Source organism: Spirosoma profusum (genome assembly GCF_014699005.1).
Classification (GTDB): Bacteria; Bacteroidota; Bacteroidia; order Cytophagales; family Spirosomataceae; genus Spirosoma; species Spirosoma profusum.
In genome coordinates, this window is record NZ_JACWZY010000001.1 from 15264 (window position 1) to 34293 (window position 19030).

Annotated in this window: 4 protein-coding genes; all 4 read right to left on the reverse strand. The window is 50.2% G+C overall.

The genetic code is table 11. From position 1 onward, the window contains the following. Position 1: 1 nt before the first annotated feature. The 4 genes from IC229_RS00055 to IC229_RS00070 all read right to left on the reverse strand — a co-directional run bounded on the left by IC229_RS00055 (position 2) and on the right by IC229_RS00070 (position 18889). Positions 2 to 7330 carry a putative Ig domain-containing protein gene (locus IC229_RS00055; protein WP_190884876.1) on the reverse strand — a complete coding sequence of 2443 codons (7329 nt, stop codon included), beginning with the start codon at positions 7328 to 7330 and terminating at the stop codon, positions 2 to 4. Positions 7331 to 8505: 1175 nt separating this feature from the next. Then, on the reverse strand, positions 8506 to 11487 hold the full coding sequence (locus tag IC229_RS00060; RefSeq protein ID WP_190884877.1) for an FG-GAP-like repeat-containing protein: 2982 nt from the start codon (positions 11485 to 11487) through the stop codon (positions 8506 to 8508). 154 nt (positions 11488 to 11641) lie between these two features. Continuing rightward, positions 11642 to 15802, reverse strand: coding sequence for a hybrid sensor histidine kinase/response regulator transcription factor (locus IC229_RS00065; RefSeq protein ID WP_190884878.1), 4161 nt, complete (start codon positions 15800 to 15802; stop codon positions 11642 to 11644). Between the two features lie 498 nt (positions 15803 to 16300). Then, positions 16301 to 18889 carry a glycoside hydrolase family 9 protein gene (locus IC229_RS00070; RefSeq protein WP_190884879.1) on the reverse strand — a complete coding sequence of 863 codons (2589 nt, stop codon included), beginning with the start codon at positions 18887 to 18889 and terminating at the stop codon, positions 16301 to 16303. Positions 18890 to 19030: the final 141 nt, after the last annotated feature.

Sequence of the window (19030 nt, forward strand, 5' to 3'; positions counted from 1 at the left end):
CTTAAAAACCTAACCTTAAGCGCGAATTGGCCTGATACGTTAGTTTACCACCGATTCCATAGCCAAGACTCAGCGCCTGAGCTACATAGCCAGCAGGCAAAGCAACGGCATGATTGAGTAAAACCCTGTCGGTCTGAGTAGGCACTGTCCCGCACGACCAGACCGTGGGGTCATTCCAATTCCCGGCCTTCATTGAGGTAATGGCTCCACTCGCGCTCCGACAGTTGTTAGAATCAATCACCCGTAGGATAAAGCTGGTGCTCACCGTCAAGCCTTGTGGGTCGGTAGCTGTCACGGTTACTGAACTCACTCCTGTTACGCTGGGTATTCCTCCAATCTGCGTGGGCGGACTGAAATTCAGTCCCGTTGGCAGACCACTCACCGTCAAACTGAGACTGTGGGGCGACTCGTTGTCGGTGAACGTAGTTTGAGGCAGTGTGTAACCAAAGGCTTCGCCCACTTTGGCCACCTGATCCGTAAGGGCCTGATTAACCCGTGGGGGCGTATTGGGCTGAGGGTTCCGGCAGAAACTCAGCCAGTTGTAGGTGAATGAAGCTACTCCGGCAGACCCTGCCTGCTGGGCTTTGAGTATAACAATGGGATTGTCATTGTAGAGTTGCAGACTGTAAGGACCAGTTGCCGTAGTAGGAGACATTTCATCCTCTACCCAGAAGCTAATGGCCTGTCCGTTGAGGCCGCTGTATTGAGGCAAAAAGCTAATGTCATAGCGGTTATTGGCGATCTGAGTACAGGTCAACGGATTAACACCTGTGATAGCAAAAGGACCCGTAGCAGTTACCGATGACGGCAGAACATTAATAGCAAAGGTTGCCGTCGCTGAAAGTCCACCGGAGTCGGTAGCCGTCAGCGAGACGGTTGACGTACCACTAAGGGAAGGTGTCCCGGAGATACTGGTACCTGTCAGCGTTAGCCCGGTTGGTAAACCACTGGATGCCAGCGTAAGTGCCTGCGGAGTCTGCGCATCGGTGAACGTATTGGCCAGGCTCAGACTGAAGGATTGCCCCTGAACGGCGACCTGGTTAGGCACCGGATTAGCCAGAGTAGGCGGGGTGTTTGCAGCCGAAGGATCTACAACTGTCAGCACAAAAGTGGTTGCCACAGTGAGACCACCGGGATCTGTAGCCGTTACGGTTACCGAACTCGTTCCCGCCAAAGTAGGAACACCTCCAATTTGATAAGGTGGCGTAAAGGTTAATCCGGCAGGTAATCCGTTAACCGTTATGCTCAGACTTTGTGGTGATTCATTATCGGTAAACGTAGTCTGGGGCAACGTATAGCCGAATCCCTGACCTACCCGAGCGACCTGATTGGTCAGCAGCTGGTCCACTCGGGGTGGGGTGTTGGGCATAGGATTCTGACAGATATCCAGCCAATTATACGTGTATGAGGCCTCACCCGGTGTGCCCGTTTGCTGGGCATGGAGAATGAGGGTTGGATTGTCGGTATAAAGCTGGAGTGTGTAAGGTCCAGGGGCCGTAGTTGGGAATATTTCACCAGCGATTGAAAAGCTGACCGGTTGCCCGTTGAGCCCGCTATACTGTGGAGTGAAGCTAATGACATAGCGGTTACTGGCAATCTGCTGACAGCTGTGGTTGGTGATGGCTGTGATAGCAAAAGTCCCTGTTGGTGGGCTGGTTTGCAGAGCGGTGACCGAAGCCTGACCCGAACAGTTACCCACTGTGCCCGTGACCGAATATACACTTGGCGCATTGACAACAATGGCAGTGGTGCTGACTCCGGTGCTCCAGAGGTAGGTGCTGGCTCCGCTGGCAGTGAGCGTTGCATTCTGACCGGGAGTGATGGTCAAGGATGGATTGACAGAAATACTCACCGAGGGGGGCGTAGTGTTCTGGAATACCTGAACCGACGTAGTGACGGTGCAACCATTGGAGCCTGTCAGCGTGACGGAATACGTAGTGGCCGACGTAGCGCTGATGGAGGGCGTAGTAGCTCCGGTGCTCCAGCGATACGTCCCCGTTCCGATAGCCGATAAACTGACCGACGGTGTTGCACAAGTCAACGTAACAGAACTCGGGTTAATACTGACCGAGGGCGCACTGGTGTTCTGACCTACCACCACACTAGCCGAAGCTGTACAACCGTTGGTGGCAGTGATCGTCACCGAGTAAGTGTTAGCTGACGTAGCGCTGATACTTTGCGTGATGGCTCCAGTATTCCACCGATATGTTCCAATTCCCACCGCACTCAAACTGACCGACGACATAGCACAGGTCAACGTAGCGCTGCTGGGCGTGATGCTCACGGTGGGTGCATTGTTGTCCTGATAAATCGTCAAACTAGTCGTACTTGAGCAGCCTGACGACGTAACGGTGACGGAATACGTTCCCCCAGCCGTGACGCTACGTACCGCACTGGTGGCACTATCATCCCACCGATATGTTCCTCCGCCGGTTGCGGTCAGGCTGATGCTGGTGGTGGTGCAGGTCAACGTAGTGCTGGTTGGGGTGAGGATAGAAGCGGTAGGGACAGATGTGTTGCTGCTGACCGTAGTGGTAGTGGTGCTCACGCAGCCATTCGCATTGGCTGCCGTCACGGAGTACGTACCGGCGGTGCTGACCACTCGCGTATTACCACTGCCCGTTATGACCTGTCCACTGGGGTTGGCGAACGTATAGGAAGTGCCCCCACTGGCCGTCAGCGTCACTGAGGTTTGGGAGCAGGTCAGAGGGCCGTTGTTTGTCAGACCGGCGGTGGGCAGTGCGTTCACTGTTATGCTGGTGGTCGCCGTTGCTGATTGGCCATTGCTGGTTACTGTCAACGTAAAGCTCTGACTGCCATTGCCCGAAGCCACCAGATTCTGACTGAAATTTGTGCCAGACGTAGCACCTATTGTGCTGCTGCTGCCGTTGGTGAGTGTGTAGTTGTAGCTGCCTGTTACGTTACCCACCGTAGCGGTGAAAGTAAAGGGGCTACCGACACAAACAGCCGAAGAACTGGCCGCAAAGCCTGCAATTGTCGGTGTCTGAGGATTCACCGTCAGGCTGACAATCCCTATTGCTTGCTGGCCTATATTATCCTGAATTGTGTAGGTAAACGAATCCGCACCAATATAGTTGAAGGCTGGCGAATAGGTGAACGTGCCGTTAGAATTCATGCTGACCGCACCACCCTGCGTAGATAAGGTTTGATACTGAACAATCGTTAAAGCCGTTCCCGCATCATTACCCAGCACACTAGATGCATTCAGGATCGTATTGGCCAGGGTCGTGTAGCTGTCGGGCTGGGCCACGGGTGCGGCTGTATTCACCGTGAGCGAGTACGTAGCACTCACTCCCGAGCAGCCATTGGCATCGGTGGCCCGTACCATGATGGGGAAAATGCCACTCTGAGTGGGCGTACCCGATAAAACGCCTGTCGTCGCTAAGCTCAATCCGGTCGGCAACGTACCACTGGCCAGCGAGAAACTTCTGGGTGTTACCCCACCACCTGCGGTAAATGTCTGGCTAAAGGGAATTCCTAACGTAGCGGTTGTGGTGGACGGATTGGAAACGGTCACGGTAGCGGTGCTGGTGCCTACGGTAGTTGTGGTTGTACTCACACAGCCGCTGGCGTTGGCTACACTCACCGAATAGGTACCCGAATTGGTGACAACAACTGTATTGGACGCACCGGGTGTACCTATTACGCCACCACTATTGGCAAACGTATAGGACGTACCACCCGAAGCCGTCAGTGTTACGTTAGTTAGCGTGCAGCTCAGCGGGCCATTGTTGGTCAAATTGGCTGTGGGTAAGCTATTCACCGTTACGTTGGCAGTAGCCGTTGTCGACTGGCCATTGCTGGTCACCGTCAGGGTATAGGTTTGGGGGCCTGAACCAATTGCGGGCACCACTACGCTGAGGGAAGTGGTAGAAGTTGGGCCGGGGCTTCCGATTGGAGGCCCTCCGTTGGAAAGCGACCAGCCGTAATCGCCGGTGAAATTGCCAATCGTTGCCGTTAAAGTGATGGGACTACCCGCACAAACCGTAGTCGGACTAGCGGCTAAACCTGTAATAGTCGGCACTGGCGCAGCTGGATTTTGCACCTCTAATGCGCCCATATCGACCCGGATTCCAATAATACGTGGGTTAGACGCTGCATCGGTGGCAGGCAGGTTAGTAGCCGAGTAAGGCCCACTGGCCACGGTGACGCTGGCGGGGTCACCCGCATTGACGGCGGGCGAGGTATTGGGCAGGGTAGGGTCATTGGCTGACACGTAGGGCGAGCTGGTGGTGGTCAGGTTGCCGGGGCCGCTGGTATAGCCCGTGATGGCCTGGTCCAGCAGACTGTACTGGGTTGTAACAACCTGCGAGCTCCCAGCTTGATTCCGGAACGTACTACTGCCTCCTGTATTCCAGAGTACACAGTTACTAAACACCAGACTAACCGGCGCATTCGGACGTGCACTATTGCTTGAAACACCGCCCGAAAGATTCAGAAAAGAGCAGTTAACGAAACGGGTCAGTAGCTGGCCATTTCCTGAATTATAAGTAAGCAACGATACATTGCTGCTGTTGGCGAATACACAGTTTGTAAACACGGGATTCAGTTGCGTGGGGGAGAGGCTGGAAGCATCATCTCGTACATCATTATAAATCCCCCCTCTTGTGTTATCCCGAAAAACACAGTTGACAAAGCTCGGATTAGTAACACCACCCTTTCTGGGTGTGTTGACTACAAAAATTCCGCTGGAATTACTTTGGTCATTGCCAGCCGTATATCCTGTAAACAGTAAGTTCCGAAACTGTGGGCTACACTCACTACCGAATTGCGCTTCGGGCGAGGTTTCGTTGGGGTCTCCATTACTGTTGTTCATGATTGCTCCCGTTCCGGTACCTGATAGCGGAGGAGTGATGACGGCTCCGTCCAGAATAGCCGTGTTAGTGAGTCGCAGAGTATTATAAATAATGTAGCGAGAGTTGTTAGCTACCGTACCATCGCCATCAATATCCGCCGATAGCGTGGTCGATGAAGGATTGCTCAGGGTGATAGGAGGGCGTTGACTCAGGTCCATTTCGGTACCCTCAAAGCCGCCGTAGATGGCTACGTCGGGTAGCATCGAAAAGGCATCGCTGATGGCGCCCGATCGTGGTTTATACACCCCCCGGGCAATCCAGATCTCGCGCAGGCTACCCACGCAGGGGTAAAGTAGGGCCGACTGCAGATCCGTAAAGGCATCCTGCCAGTTCAGGCCCGTGTTGGCACCAGTGGCATTCGCTTTCACGTACAGCCGGGTCACTCCAGATTGGCCTACCATCAGGCTGGTAACCGCCGTTGCGGACTGACCGCCATTGCTCACGAGTAAGGTGAAATTCTGCGTGCCCGACCCGCTAGTTGTTACGTTCAGGCTGAAATTGCCGCTGGCTGTGCCGGATAGAGGGCTGCTACCGTTGGTGAGGGTGTAGTTGTAGTTACCCGTTACGTTGCCTATTGTGGCGGTGAACGTAACAGGGCTGCCTGAACAAACTACTGCCGGACTGGCCGAAAAGTTGGCAATTGTGGGCGTAGCAAACGTATTGGTCAGATTAAAGATCCGGCTTGGAGAAGCGCCATTGGCACTGGCTGTCACACTGTAAGGGCCTCCCGACGTAGCATTAGCCGTCACCGAAGCCGGAGCTACTGCTCCGCTAATACTGGCCGTCACTGAGACAGGATTGATACTGGCTCCTAAACCAGGACCTGCGAACGTAACCACCCCGCCATTGACGGGCTCGATAGCCTGATTGGCGGTAACGGCTACCCGTAGCGGATTGGCAAAAGCCGTACTGACCGTAGTATTCTGATTGTTACCACTGGTCAAAACCATGTTGAAGCCTCTGGACTCAAACGAGCCAATATCCGTGTTGCCTACCCGATTGATGCCACGCGCATCGGTGGCGGGTGCCCCCGTATTTGTACCGGCATTGATGGCGGGACTACCCGGTAGCAGCGCGTGAGTTTGGGTTGGGCCACCATAGTTGCCCAGGGTTGACAGCAGGGGGGTGACGCCCACAATGTTGTTATTAACTCCGTTAGTTAGGCCACCCGAACCACCCGTGCCGATTACATTGTAGGAAGAGGAACTGATCGTGCCACCATCATTATTAATGTCATTGGCTGCTGTTCCTGCCTGATTGGTGTTGCCAGCGATGATACAATTTTTAAATGTGACGGTACTGTTATTGTAGATAGTGATGCCTCCCCCATTACTTTTATTCTGGCTGATGGTGGTGTTGATAATAGATTTATCACCTACACCCGATACGGCTCCTCCTACGTTTTCGGCAGTATTATTGCTGAATGTGCAGTTGGTGATAGTGATCGTAGTTGCTGCTCTACTTTCCATCCCTCCACCACTTAAAGCCATATTGCCTGTAAATAAACAATTGGCAACTGAGGCATTAGCACTGCCTGTAAACAATCCACCACCTGAAGTCGCTGAGTTCGAGATAAAGGTGCTATTTGTAATACTTAGGAATGAGCCATCGTGCACGACGCCACCACCGCCACCCGTATTCAAATTCAACACTGCTGAGTTTCCTTCAAAGCGGCAGTTCGTAACTGTTAGCCTCCCTCCGATCGCATTCTGTACACCCCCACCGTTCTCATTAGTCTGATTATTCCTCAAAATACAGTTAGATAGGGTCAGCGTGCCAAAGTTTTTGATTCCCCCGCCTTCAGACTGATCGGCGAAGCCATCGGCAATCGTAAACCCATCGAAGCTGACAGTGTTCGTATTAGGAATAGTAAAAATACGATAGTTCCCTCCCGAGTTTCGACGGACGGTAAGGTTGCTGGCTCCCGGCCCGATGAAGGTAATGTCTTTAGTAATATCGGGCAGCACACTGGCCAGGTTAATCGTGCCACTCACGCTAGCTGTAATGGTAAAGGGACCAGGGCAGGTAGTGGCCGCTATATCGAGCATGGCCTGTCTCAAGCTTCCCGCTCCTGCATCATTCGTGTTGGTGACGGTGTAGGTGCTGGAACAAACGTAATAGGTAAATGGCACTATATACGTGCAACTCCCTCCCTGTGGTGTTATTTTGGCGTAGAGTGTATGCAAACCCACCGATAAGCCCGATGGTGTAAACGTATTGGGAGCGGTGAACGTACCGGCCGACGTAGTAGCAGCAGTGTTTGAATAAATACCGTTGACCGTTCCGTTGTACGTACCACCATAGGTAAAGATGGGCGTGGGGGAATTGTTAACGATAACAGAAGGATTCGTACTATTTACAATCGCATTACCGGTTCGGCTTCCATATTTTAGAACACCATTGTTGGTGAACGTACCATCCGGATTGTTTAATGCGCCACTAATTTGAACCAAACCCAAATTTGTAAAATTATCCACAGCATTTACTTCATCTGCAAAAATTCTACCACACGCATTATTGGTTATTGATACATTTGAGCCTGATAACCCGTCTATATTTCCCGTTGTAATTGTACCGCTGTTACTTATTGTAGCTGTAGAAGTAGGCCATAGGGTAAACGCTTTTCCGGGAGGTATCGTTATACTCCCTGAAGAGTTATTTATAATATTTAGTGAAGTATTTTCCAATGCCATAAGATAGTTTGTATGCGAAAGTCTTCCACTATTTATTAGTGTAGCACTGACAGGATTAGTAGTATTATCAGAATTTTTAGAATACAATGCGCTCGAATTGATAGTACCATTATTCTGCAAAAGACTCCCTGGGGCCAGTTGTATTGCAAATTCAGTGTCTGATAAATTTAGAGTGCAACCACTTTGGACTAATAGGTTTGTATTAGATTGTACAGCTAAAAACTGAATATTAACAGTTAAACCATTGCTGATTATAGGGTAATTTCCCGTTTGATTAGGGTCGATGTAGACTCTATCGTTTGCAATAGGTACTCGTCCAAGACTCCAATTGGAAGGTGTATTCCAGTCTGTATCAGTGGTCCCTCTCCATACTATTAAAGTTTGAGCAATTGACTTGAAGCTTGTTGTTAAGCAAAGTCCCAGGAAGAGAAGGTAAAACGTTCGGTTCATAAAAATTGAGTTTTAAATGGCTAATTGATTGAGGTATATCGTGGATGTATCCGAGTTATTTTTCTATTGTGCACCGTCAACGTGTACAATCGTTAGGTGATTGAATGAATAACCAGCGCTACGTTCCAGGCACGTAGTGATTGCCCGCACTAAAGACGTATCGGGTTGGCGTACTGGCTGCTTTACTAGACTATGTTCATGTATGGGTTGGAGCTGAAACGTTACGTTACTCTATCATTATGGGTTAACTCCTGAGCCAGCCGTTGACCGGTGGCCCTTCTCGATAAATAAGTCCAGTAAATATCTGAATAATGACAGGCTGGATTAAGTGTGGATAGAAGTCGATTTAGGGGGGCAAGTTCACTAAACGGTCATCGCTGTGCTAACACTCTCGTCGCATTCATTAACACTCTCGTCGCATCGAGCAAAAAAAGCCCGGAAATCCGGGCTTTTAAAGAAATATGTTCACTTGAATGTAATTGTAATTAATTGGTATTCAATTTCAAGTTACTGAAAGAGTTGAACAGTAGTCTCCCCGAAGGGCCATAAATCACTCGCTGCGCAACTCCCTGATAACTAGTCGGCAACGTAACGGCGTGGTTTACCGTCACCACATCGCTGATTAGTGGCAGACGCCCGCACGACCAAACACTGATATCGTTCCAGTTGCCCGCCTTCACCGTAACCATCGATAAACAGGGCGGATAAATCGTTAGCTGAAACGTAGTAAAAACCGATAATCCACCCGGATCAGTCGCCACCACCGTTACGCTCACTGGCGACCCTACTGTGCTGGATGGCGTACCCGTGATGGTTGAGGGCGATACGAAACTCAAACCTGCCGGCAAACCACTTACCGATAGAACCAGATTAACAGGTGTTTCGGGGTCGGTAAAGGTGTTGGCTGCAATCGTGTAACTGAAGCTCTGACCCACCGTAGCCGACTGGGGCGGAATCGCATTTGCCACCGTGGGCGAACAGTTCTGATAGCTGACGTTGAGCGAAGCCGTGGAGGTGCAACCTGCCGCGTTTCGAGCCGTGACCGAGTAAAGACCTGGATTGCTGAGTATGGCCGTATTGCCCGCCGAACCACCTTGTTGGCTGGCCCCTGCACTGAAACTATAGCTGGTAAAGCCAGCCGTAGCCGTCAGTGTAGTACTTGCTGCTGAACAGGTTAAGGGGTTACTAACGGTCAGGTTCAAGGGCGAAGGCGTCGTATTGCTGATGACTGTCGCAGACGCCCTGGCAGTACACCCATTAACTGCTGTAAGGGTCACCGAATAGGTACCTGTGGTATTTACCGAAATAGCTGTTGTTGTGGCTCCCGTACTCCAGAGAAGCGTTCCTGAGCCTATGGCTGACAGAGACACCGTAGGATTCGTACAGGTTAACGTAGCACTGCTCGGGCTGATACTTACCGTGGGGACCGAACTATCCTGATTGACTGTTACAGACGTAGTACTAAAACAGCCCGTTGCTGCATTCGTCACAGTGACAGAATACGTGCCTGCGGTATTCGCCGAAATAACTGACGTAGTGGCTCCCGTGCTCCATTGATAGGCTGTTCCACCCGATGCTGTCAAATTGACCGAAGGACTCGCACAGGTTAACGTAGCAGTGCTCGGACTGATACTCGCCGTGGGGCGCGCGTTTACTGTTACGTTGGTCGTTGCCCTCGTAATACCGTTGACATTGTTTACGGTCAACGTAAAGGACTGCGAACCCGAACCGCTGGTCGTAATAGCCTGACTAAAGGCCGTACTGGACGTATTGCCCGTAGTAGTACTGCTTCCGTTCGTGAGCGTATAGGCGTAGCTACCCGTTATGCTACCAATCGTAGCCGTAAACGTAGCCGTTACACCCGAGCAAATTGGGTTCGGAGTTGCGGTAAGGCCGGTGATGGTGGGCGGCAAGGCGGTTGTAATATTGTATGTTGTATTATTGATAATGCCCTGAAAGACGCGACTATCAACGTCTTTGAAAACACCTTTCTGTATTTGGATGGCATAGGCCGTACCACCACCCAGCGTTGCATTTGGGTTCACTACCCAGCTTGTACCGCTACCCGTTACGCGGGCATCCGTAACCGGAATTGTCTCAATAGTAGAATTAGTAGATGTCTGAACAACAAGCAGATTTCCGGTACCTTTTGTTACGCTGCGGTCGAAGGTCAACGTAAAGTTAGATGTGGGTGATACGTTGGTTGCATTATCAGCCGGAACCGTCGATGACAGTATAGGTGGCGTGCCGCTTTGCTGCCATACGCCCAGGGTATTGCCTGTGCCCGTGTTCTCCCGGTCGATGATATCCACGTCGCCATCGTTATCGTAATCAAAGACAAACCAGCCTCCGTTGTTAAGCAGCTGACCAGCGAAACTTATCCCGGCAAAGGGCGTACCGGCGCTGGTGGCGTTGGGTATATCGGTAAAGCTGCCTGCGCCGTTGTTACGCACGTAGCCAAAGCCCGTTCCCTGGGTGTTGGTGCTCTGATAGAGAATATCAACGTCGCCGTCGTTATCGTAATCGCCTGGAAGTATACGACCCGGAAAGGCCATGCTCATGGTAAAGGGATTGGTTACCGATGCGAACGTACCACTGTTGTTACGCCACACGCCAAGTGTATTGCCCGTACCCGTATTTTCCCGGTCGATGATATCCACGTCGCCATCGTTATCGTAATCAAAGACAAACCAGCCTCCGTTGTTAAGCAGCTGACCAGCGAAACTTATCCCGGCAAAGGGCGTACCGGCGCTGGTGGCGTTAGGTATATCGGTAAAGCTGCCTGCGCCGTTGTTACGCACATAGCCAAAGCCCGTTCCCTGGGTGTTGGTGCTCTGATAGAGAATATCAACATCACCGTCGTTATCGTAATCGCCTGGAAGTATACGGCCCGGAAAGGCCATGCTCATGGTAAAGGGATTGGTTACCGATGCGAACGTACCACTGTTGTTACGCCACACGCCAAGTGTATTGCCCGTACCCGTATTTTCCCGGTCGATGATATCCACATCGCCATCGTTATCGTAATCAAAGACAAACCAGCCTCCGTTGTTAAGCAGCTGACCAGCGAAACTTATCCCGGCAAAGGGCGTACCGGCGCTGGTGGCGTTGGGTATATCGGTAAAGCTGCCTGCGCCGTTGTTACGCACGTAGCCAAAGCCCGTTCCCTGGGTGTTGGTGCTCTGATAGAGAATATCAACATCACCGTCGTTATCGTAATCGCCTGGAAGTATACGGCCCGGAAAGGCCATGCTCATGGTAAAGGGATTGGTTACCGATGCGAACGAAGACGGAATAAAGGCACTTGAAGTGGTTAGCGTTTTACTGGGTAGAAGCGGAATGGCAAAGCTGTTTCCCGAAAAGAAAAAGAGCGCGAATACTGCGAACAGAAACCTTAACTTAAACTTTGATGAGCAGATAATTAAACAGTTTGCGACTATAGTCAACAGGTAAAAATTATTCTTCATAAAACGAGGAGATTAAAAAATAGACGTGGTAGATGAAAGTCGTAAAACTATATAATAAGTCCAATCATATTGAAATATACTAATCTATATTTCAACGACTTGGCTGTATTGTAACAAGTGTACGATACCTGACATTTTTTATGAAAAATCGCTTTTAGGTCGGCGTTGCTGGCTGGCGACCGTATTGCGAAGGGGAGACACCAAACCGCTCCTGAAAGGTTTTCGCGAAATAAGACAGGTTATCGAAGCCAACGGTGTAGGCTATCTGCGTCACGGTCTGCTCACCAGTAGTCAGTAGTTCAGCCGCCTTCATCAGCCGGATATCGCGAACAAAATTGGTCGGCGACGTATCGAGTAAGGTTTTCAGCTTTCGGTGTAACTGCGAACGACTCAGATTGACAGTTTCAGAAAGAACTTCGACAGAGAATGCAGGTTCATCCAGGTGTTCGTGAACAACGGCTGTCAGTCGGTCGATGAATACTTGCTCGTTGGTTAACAGGGCCAGCGCAGGAGCAGAAGAATCTGCTGTGTCCGTTGCCACGTCGGCCGTTGCTACGTCGATCGTTACGTTTTGTTGGCGACCGAACCAGTTATACAAACGCTTCCGCTGTTCGAGCAGATTTCGTACTCTGATTTGCAGTTCGGTTCGGTTGAAGGGCTTGGTCAGGTAATCGTCGGCACCCAGCTCAAATCCTTCGATGCGGTCTTCGGTGGTGGCTTTGGCCGTCAGCATCACCACCGGAATGTGGCTGGTGGCCGGCTGGGTTTTCAGGGCCTGGCAAAATTCGAAGCCGTTCAGGCGGGGCATCATCAGGTCGCAAATCACTACGTTGGGCTGCAATTGCGTCGCTTTTTCCAGGCCATCCTGTCCGTCAATGGCTTCGAGAATCTGATAGTCTGATTCGAAAATGCTACGTACATAAGCCCGTATGTCGGCGTTATCGTCGATGATGAGCAGCAGATTGGTCGATGCTACGTCGGCTGTCTGGACAAACGGTTGACTTTCGCCTGTCTGAAACGCTTCAGTCCGATTGATCGCAATTAATGGCTCAGTTTCCTGACCGTTTGCTACGTCCCAATCGGCAGCCAGATTCGCGGCTGGTGATTCGGTCCTGGGTCTGGCTATCGGAACAAGGGGCAAATCAACTGTGAACGTAGTGCCCTCACCCTCCTGACTCGTTACGTTGATCGTTCCACCAAGTACCTGAACCAGTTCGTTTACCAATGCCAAACCTACGCCCGTGCCTTCGTAAGCGCGATTCTCTTGCCCGTCGACCTGGTAAAATCGCTCGAAAATGTGTGTCAGATTCGTCGGTGAAATGCCAATGCCCGTATCCTGAATCTTGACAATAACCTGTCTTTCGTTTGGATACCGAACGTTCATACGGACTTCGTTTCCCTCGGGCGTGAACTTAAAGGCGTTCGAAAGCAGGTTTGTGATGATTTTCTCCAGCTTATCACGGTCATACAGCGTCCACCAGCCCGTTTCTGACTGCTCGAATATGAATTTTATCTGTCGGCTCTGGGCCAGTGAACTGAACGAACTGGCCAGCGTACGGAAAAATACGGCAATATCGCCCGGCTCAGGTTCGGCCTTTAGCTGACCGGCTTCGAGTTTGCTGAGGTCGAGTAGCTGATTGATCAGCGTCAGTAGCCGTTTGCCGTTACGTTCCATCAGCGAGAGAACCTGCTCGGCTGGATATCGCTGTTTCAAGTCGGTCAGCGGGGCCAGAATGAGCGTAAGGGGCGTCCGAAATTCGTGAGAAATGTTTGTGAAAAACTGGGTTTTCAGACTATCCAGTTCCGACAGACGAATAGCTTCTTTTTGTTCAAAAGCGACCTTCTGCTCCAGCAACAGCCGTTGCGTCTGGAATCGGTACAGTTGCCAGCCAATAACCGCCAACACCAGAACGTAGCACAAATAGGCCCACCAACTGAGGTAAAAAGGCGGATGAACCCGAACCTGTAAGTCGACGGGTTTGCTCCAGGTTTGTCCATCGGCGGTTCCCATCATTTGAAACGTGTAACTCCCGGCAGGTAATTGGGCGTAATTGGCAAAACGATTGGTACCTGCTTCGATCCAGCGTTTATCGATACCAGCGAGCCGGTAGCGATACCGATTTTTGGCGGAGTTGGCAAAGTCCATCACCCCAAATTCGAGTGTAAGCAGATTCTGGGTATGGGCCAGATCGATACGTTGCGTATTCTCAATGGTTTCAGACAAAATACCATCCGGGTTACCAACGCCAACCGTTTCATTATTGATTTTCAGGCCAATCAGCTGCGCCTTCGGAACCTGACTGTTGGACCGGAGAACGTTACGTGCCTGAAACGTAGTGAGTCCGTGTACGCCCCCAAAAAGCAATTCGCCCGAAGGTGTTTTAAAAAAGGAACCTGTATTGAATTCATCGTCCTGTAAGCCATCGGCTTTGGTGAAGTTACAGAACGTTTTTCGTTCAGGATTGAACAGCGCCAGTCCCCGGTTCGTGCTTAGCCAAAGGTTTTTAAACTCATCCGACAAAATGCCATATACGACTTTGTTCGGTAGCCCGTCCTTTTCCGTAAAATGATCGAACTGGCGGGTTTGCTTATTCAAGCGATTCAGACCACCGCCTTTTGTGCCGACCCAAAGGTATTTGTTGGGCTGATTAGGATCGTCGAGCAGGCTGGATACCAGGTCGTTGCTCAGGCTCTGCCGATCTTTCGTGCTGTTTTTGTAAAGAGAGAAAACGGGGTTTGTCAGTGGATGATCGGCTCGGATAAGTCCTCGGGTTGTCCCAATCCAGAGTGTACCCGTCTGATCGAAATAGAGCGCACTGGTTTCGATCTCGGATATTTTCTGAGGTAAAAGTGACTGGTAGGAGAATACCCGGAACGTTTCGGTTTTCGGATCGAACAAAAGCAGTTTGCCATCTAAAAGCCCTGTCCAGAGCCGCCCCTGATTATCTTCAACGGTCCGGTTATTATAGAAACCAAAGGCAGTGTTTGGAGGTAGTTTATACTTTTTGAGAAGTTTCCAGTCCGACGAAAATTTGAACAGACTCATTTCCTGATTCTGGAAATTCGTGTTCGATATCCAGAATGTTCCCTGGCGATCCTGCATCATATAACGCGCCCGTTTGTCGGCTGGCGGTAAGTTGGCAGGCAAAAAAGAGATCAATCGATTCGTAAACCAATCAAGTTGGTCGTACGCAAATTCATGACGGATGTACGTCCGGTTTTGTTGGTCAGTGTAGATGTAAGAAAGCGTAGTCGTTGGCAGCAACGACTGAAACCGTTTTATTTTCGGATTGAACTTACGAAGGCCATACCCGCTGGTGCCAACCCAGACATTGCCCGTTTGATCGATAAGAAATTCTGTAATTGCATAAAGATTTGAAGGTAAGATCGTAAAGGCGTTACGTTTAGTCAGGCTATCCTGACGCATAAGCTCCTCGGGCGACATGAGCCATAGTAAGTCACTGACCGCAATTGCGATTAGTTTGGGTGTAAGTAGCCTTAAGGTAATCAAGGAATCCTTTCTCGGCTCCAGGGGAATATCTTTCTGAATACCTTGTCGACGAATACTAATTTTATTAGGGAGGGCAACGCACCAGAGATTCTGGTTTATATCACCTTTAGTGGTAAAAAAAACGGATGTTTTAAATGGGGCTAACGCTAATTCCCCTAAGCTTTTGAGGGTCTTCCAGTTAAAATACTGGCTGGCTCTGTCATATACAGCTAACGCCTGCCCATCCGGGCGAAAACTAAGGCTATTGATCGACGTAATTTTTTTTTCCGGAACTGCTAGTTGTGAAATCTGTACCTGCTTTGTCAGATTAGACTGCTTCGGTAAGCTGGCTTTAAGCTCGTCGGGCAGACTAATTTTGAATAATTTCTTGATATCGGCTACGACCCATATATCGCCCTTTGGGTCTTCGTAGAGGTAATTAATGGCATAATTTCCGGCATTAGCCGATGTCTGATCACGGATATCGAGATGATAAAATCGCTGGGTACGCGTGTTGAACAGATTTAGCCCCTGGTTAAGCGTGCCTACCCAAAGCCACCCCCGGCTATCGACCAGCAAGGCTGAGCAGTTGTTATCGGAAAGGCTATACTCATTATAGGGATCGTGCGTGAAAACTGTGAAATTGTGGCCGTCGTACCGGTTCAGCCCGTCTTTGGTCGCAATCCAGATGAATCCTTTCTGATCCTGTTTGAGGTCATAAATCATCCCCTGCGACAAACCATCGGATATCGTAAGTTCCTGCCAACCTGTTTGTTGTGCGAAAAGGGAAATCGGAAAGAGAAAAAGTAAATAAATAAACCGCATTCGAGAGGCCAATTTACAGTAGTAGTACGCAAAAGGAAATGCCTTCGATTGTTTAGTAGCAATAAATATACCGTTACCAATAAGTCGACTGATTGAACGAATGGATTTTGGATTGAAACCAGAAACTGGGAAATAGCCGATATATCAGGGCTGACGGTAAGGGGAGAAATAAAGGCATATTTGTGTATGCTATTTAATCTATTAATTAAATCTATTGTAAGTTAATCAAATATAATATTAATCAAATATTACTGATTGGGTTAAATTGATAACTATGCACTTGTTGAGCCTGTTTGAACTTTTGGAATTAATCCCAAAATGCGTGTTTTTGCCATGCTGAGGAACGAATCGGACCGCCGAAGCGGCATCTTAACGTATCCAAACCTGAGAGTGAAGAAACGTTAAGATGCCGCTTCGGCGGTCCGATTCGTTCCTCAGCATGACAAAAAAGCATCTCAACAAAAGTTTAAACAGGTTCGTTGTTAAATCGATAAGGCATCAAAGTTCATCGACACGGACGAATTGATAAGATTTCTTGCGGAGCTCAGTCAGTAACTCGTCCAGACGGGTATATAGCTTGTTGATACGTCGAGAATCCGTGCCGATGTGCATCAGGAGTATGAATCCGTTCAAACCGTTACGTTTCTTCTGTTCATAGACGCGAATTGATTCCAGAATTACGTCACTGCTACGGTAGTTTCGGTCGTTGGGTGTGGTGTAATCAGCGTGGCTGAGCGTACCGGGCGTGTAGTTAACCAATTGAATACCTTCGGCTTTGGTCCACGTAGCAATGCTATCGTTATACCATTCATACGGCGGCAGAAAGAACGTAGCATTACCGGATTTCCCGATGAACGTAGCGAGTGCTACGTAGTTGGCCCGTAGATCAGCAACAAACAGTTCGCGGCTAACCAGCAGACTATCAGGCTTTCTCCAGTCGCAGTACAAAAGATGCTGATCGGAGTGTGGACCAATGTAGTGCCCGTCCTGAATGAGCTGGCGAATAACCGGCGCGAACGTAGCGTTACGTAGAAAACGCCCCGTCAGAAAAAACGAAGCCCGAACGCCATGTTTCTTAAGCGTTCGGGCGATAACAGTGCCGCCATCGGCAAACTCATCACCGGTAAAAACCAGCGACAACCGACGTAGTGACGTATCACCTCGAATTTTTGCCCCTTTGTAATACGTCGATTTTGGATCAATAACTGGCTTTTTGCTACGTTGAAGAACAGGCTTGATGGTCCTTTTCGACGTAGCAATGTTACGTCCTGACGTTGGGCGCTCAGTTTGTTTGGCAGCTAGCAGATAGATCAGCGACGCGGTTCCGTCCATTGTCGGCTCGTTGGTACTGTAGTCGCCGTAGTCATCGTGATAAACCGCTACGTTGCTCTGAAAAGCTGCATATTCATCAGGCTGATAGAGCGTAATCCCAATCAGTTTCCCGTAAATGCTACCCCTCACCGGCCCATCGACTAACCCGCCATCAATGGGGTAATTTTTCAGATGCGTGAATGCCGAATGTGGGTCAGCAGGCGTGTCGCCGTTGGCAGGAAGGCCATACACAAAACTCGTTCCCCACGGATTGCAGCCAAACAGCCAGTCGAAGTTCGCCTGCTCAAACACTACGTACTGCGAATCACCGGTGAGGGTTCGATACCAATAACATTGTGTGGCAAACGACGTAGTGTAATTGTTGCTGCACCAGATGAACGGAATCCCTCGGTAAAAGGCATTCTGTTTCGCCCGTTGCCAGACCGTTTCGATGCCTTTTTTGTAATAATCCGTAACGGATTTCCGCTGACTAACAGGCAATTTTTTAGCCAGCTCCGCATGACCGACGTTCACAAACGGATACCATTGATAATGCCGCGCCGTGTCATTTGTCATCCAGGGTGTAACGGGTTCTTGCCGGGCGAAATACAGTGCTGTTTTTTGAAGTTGCTGCACCTGTTTACCTGCTTCGTTGATCAGTTTAAGCTGCTCAACCGTAGCCAGTTCCATGTCATCGACGTAGTTATCTTCTTCGTAGAAATACGGTGCGCGACCGGGCGCCGTCTGACAATTTCCAGGCTTTTTCAGTCCCAGCCGATACGCTGATTCCGACCGTTTCCGAAGCTGGCTGGCGTAAACTGGTTCGTGGGAACGTAGCAATTGGTATCCCAACGCCAGCGCACTACTGACTTTACCCGCCGTCGATGCTACGCCCGTCGCCCGATTTTTGTACTTAAACATCCCCTGCGGCTGCCCCGTCGCAAAATAAACGGGTCGCTCGTAGCCTTTGCCGTAAGCACTATCCTCTTTCGGAATCCGCATCCCGGCATGGTCGCGGTCGTCGCCGAGCTGGTTAAACAGCCAGTCGTCGGTGGGATGCATTTTTAGCAGCCAGTCGAGCCCCCAATGCGCTTCGTCCAGTACATCAGGCACGTTGTTTGTGCCGTTACGTCCGTTGGCCTGATGCTGGTCACTAAAAGCAGTTGGGAAATCGCGGGCTGCCGCCAGCAGGTGATACGTAGCATTGGCCGACGTAGTGACGTACTGCAAATAATCGGAAGCATCGTGCCAGCCGCCCACTACGTCGATGTGCGTGCTGTCGGGCATGGGGCCGTATAGCGTGTAGCCATCGTGCGTGTGGCAGGAGTCGTTCAGAAATGGATTAAAACCGCTACGTTGCTGGCGCATGTAACGTAAGCAGAAATCAGCCGCGCCATCGTAGACATCATCGCCAATCCGAAACGTGGGCGAGCGGGTTCCGTCATCAGCCTGAACGTAGTACGTTCCCGGTTTCTGAACACTCGAAAAATCCAGCCGATACGTTTGCCGAAACGGCCCGTATGCGCCAATTCCTCGGCTCAACGTACCCTGATAAATGCTCTTACCCGTTTGTTCTTCGATAAGCTGGAAGCGGGTAATCGTTTTTTCAGTCAGACTTCCCCAAACGGCCACTTTGGGCGAATGTGGCCGATAGCCTAGTAGATTGATACGTATTACAGCCGGTTCATCTGCCTGAAAGACGAAGGCAAACAGGTTGATTAGCAACGTAACACCGATACCCAGGCGAATGGAATGATTGAAACTTCGAATAGACATGATTTGGCATGATCTGTTAATACGTTGTTCAAAGACCGTTTTTGTCATGCTGAGGCACGAAGCATCTTAAATTCCCCTCGCTAATTCGTTCAGATATTTTAAGATGCTTCGTGCCTCAGCATGACAAAAATGCGCAGGTTT

Bases quoted from the DNA above. Each gene is read 5' to 3' on its own strand.
- IC229_RS00060 (WP_190884877.1), bottom strand. From the start codon at position 11,487: ATGAAGAATAATTTTTACCTGTTGACTATAGTCGCAAACTGTTTAATT.
- IC229_RS00065 (WP_190884878.1), bottom strand. From the start codon at position 15,802: ATGCGGTTTATTTATTTACTTTTTCTCTTTCCGATTTCCCTTTTCGCA.
- IC229_RS00070 (WP_190884879.1), bottom strand. From the start codon at position 18,889: ATGTCTATTCGAAGTTTCAATCATTCCATTCGCCTGGGTATCGGTGTT.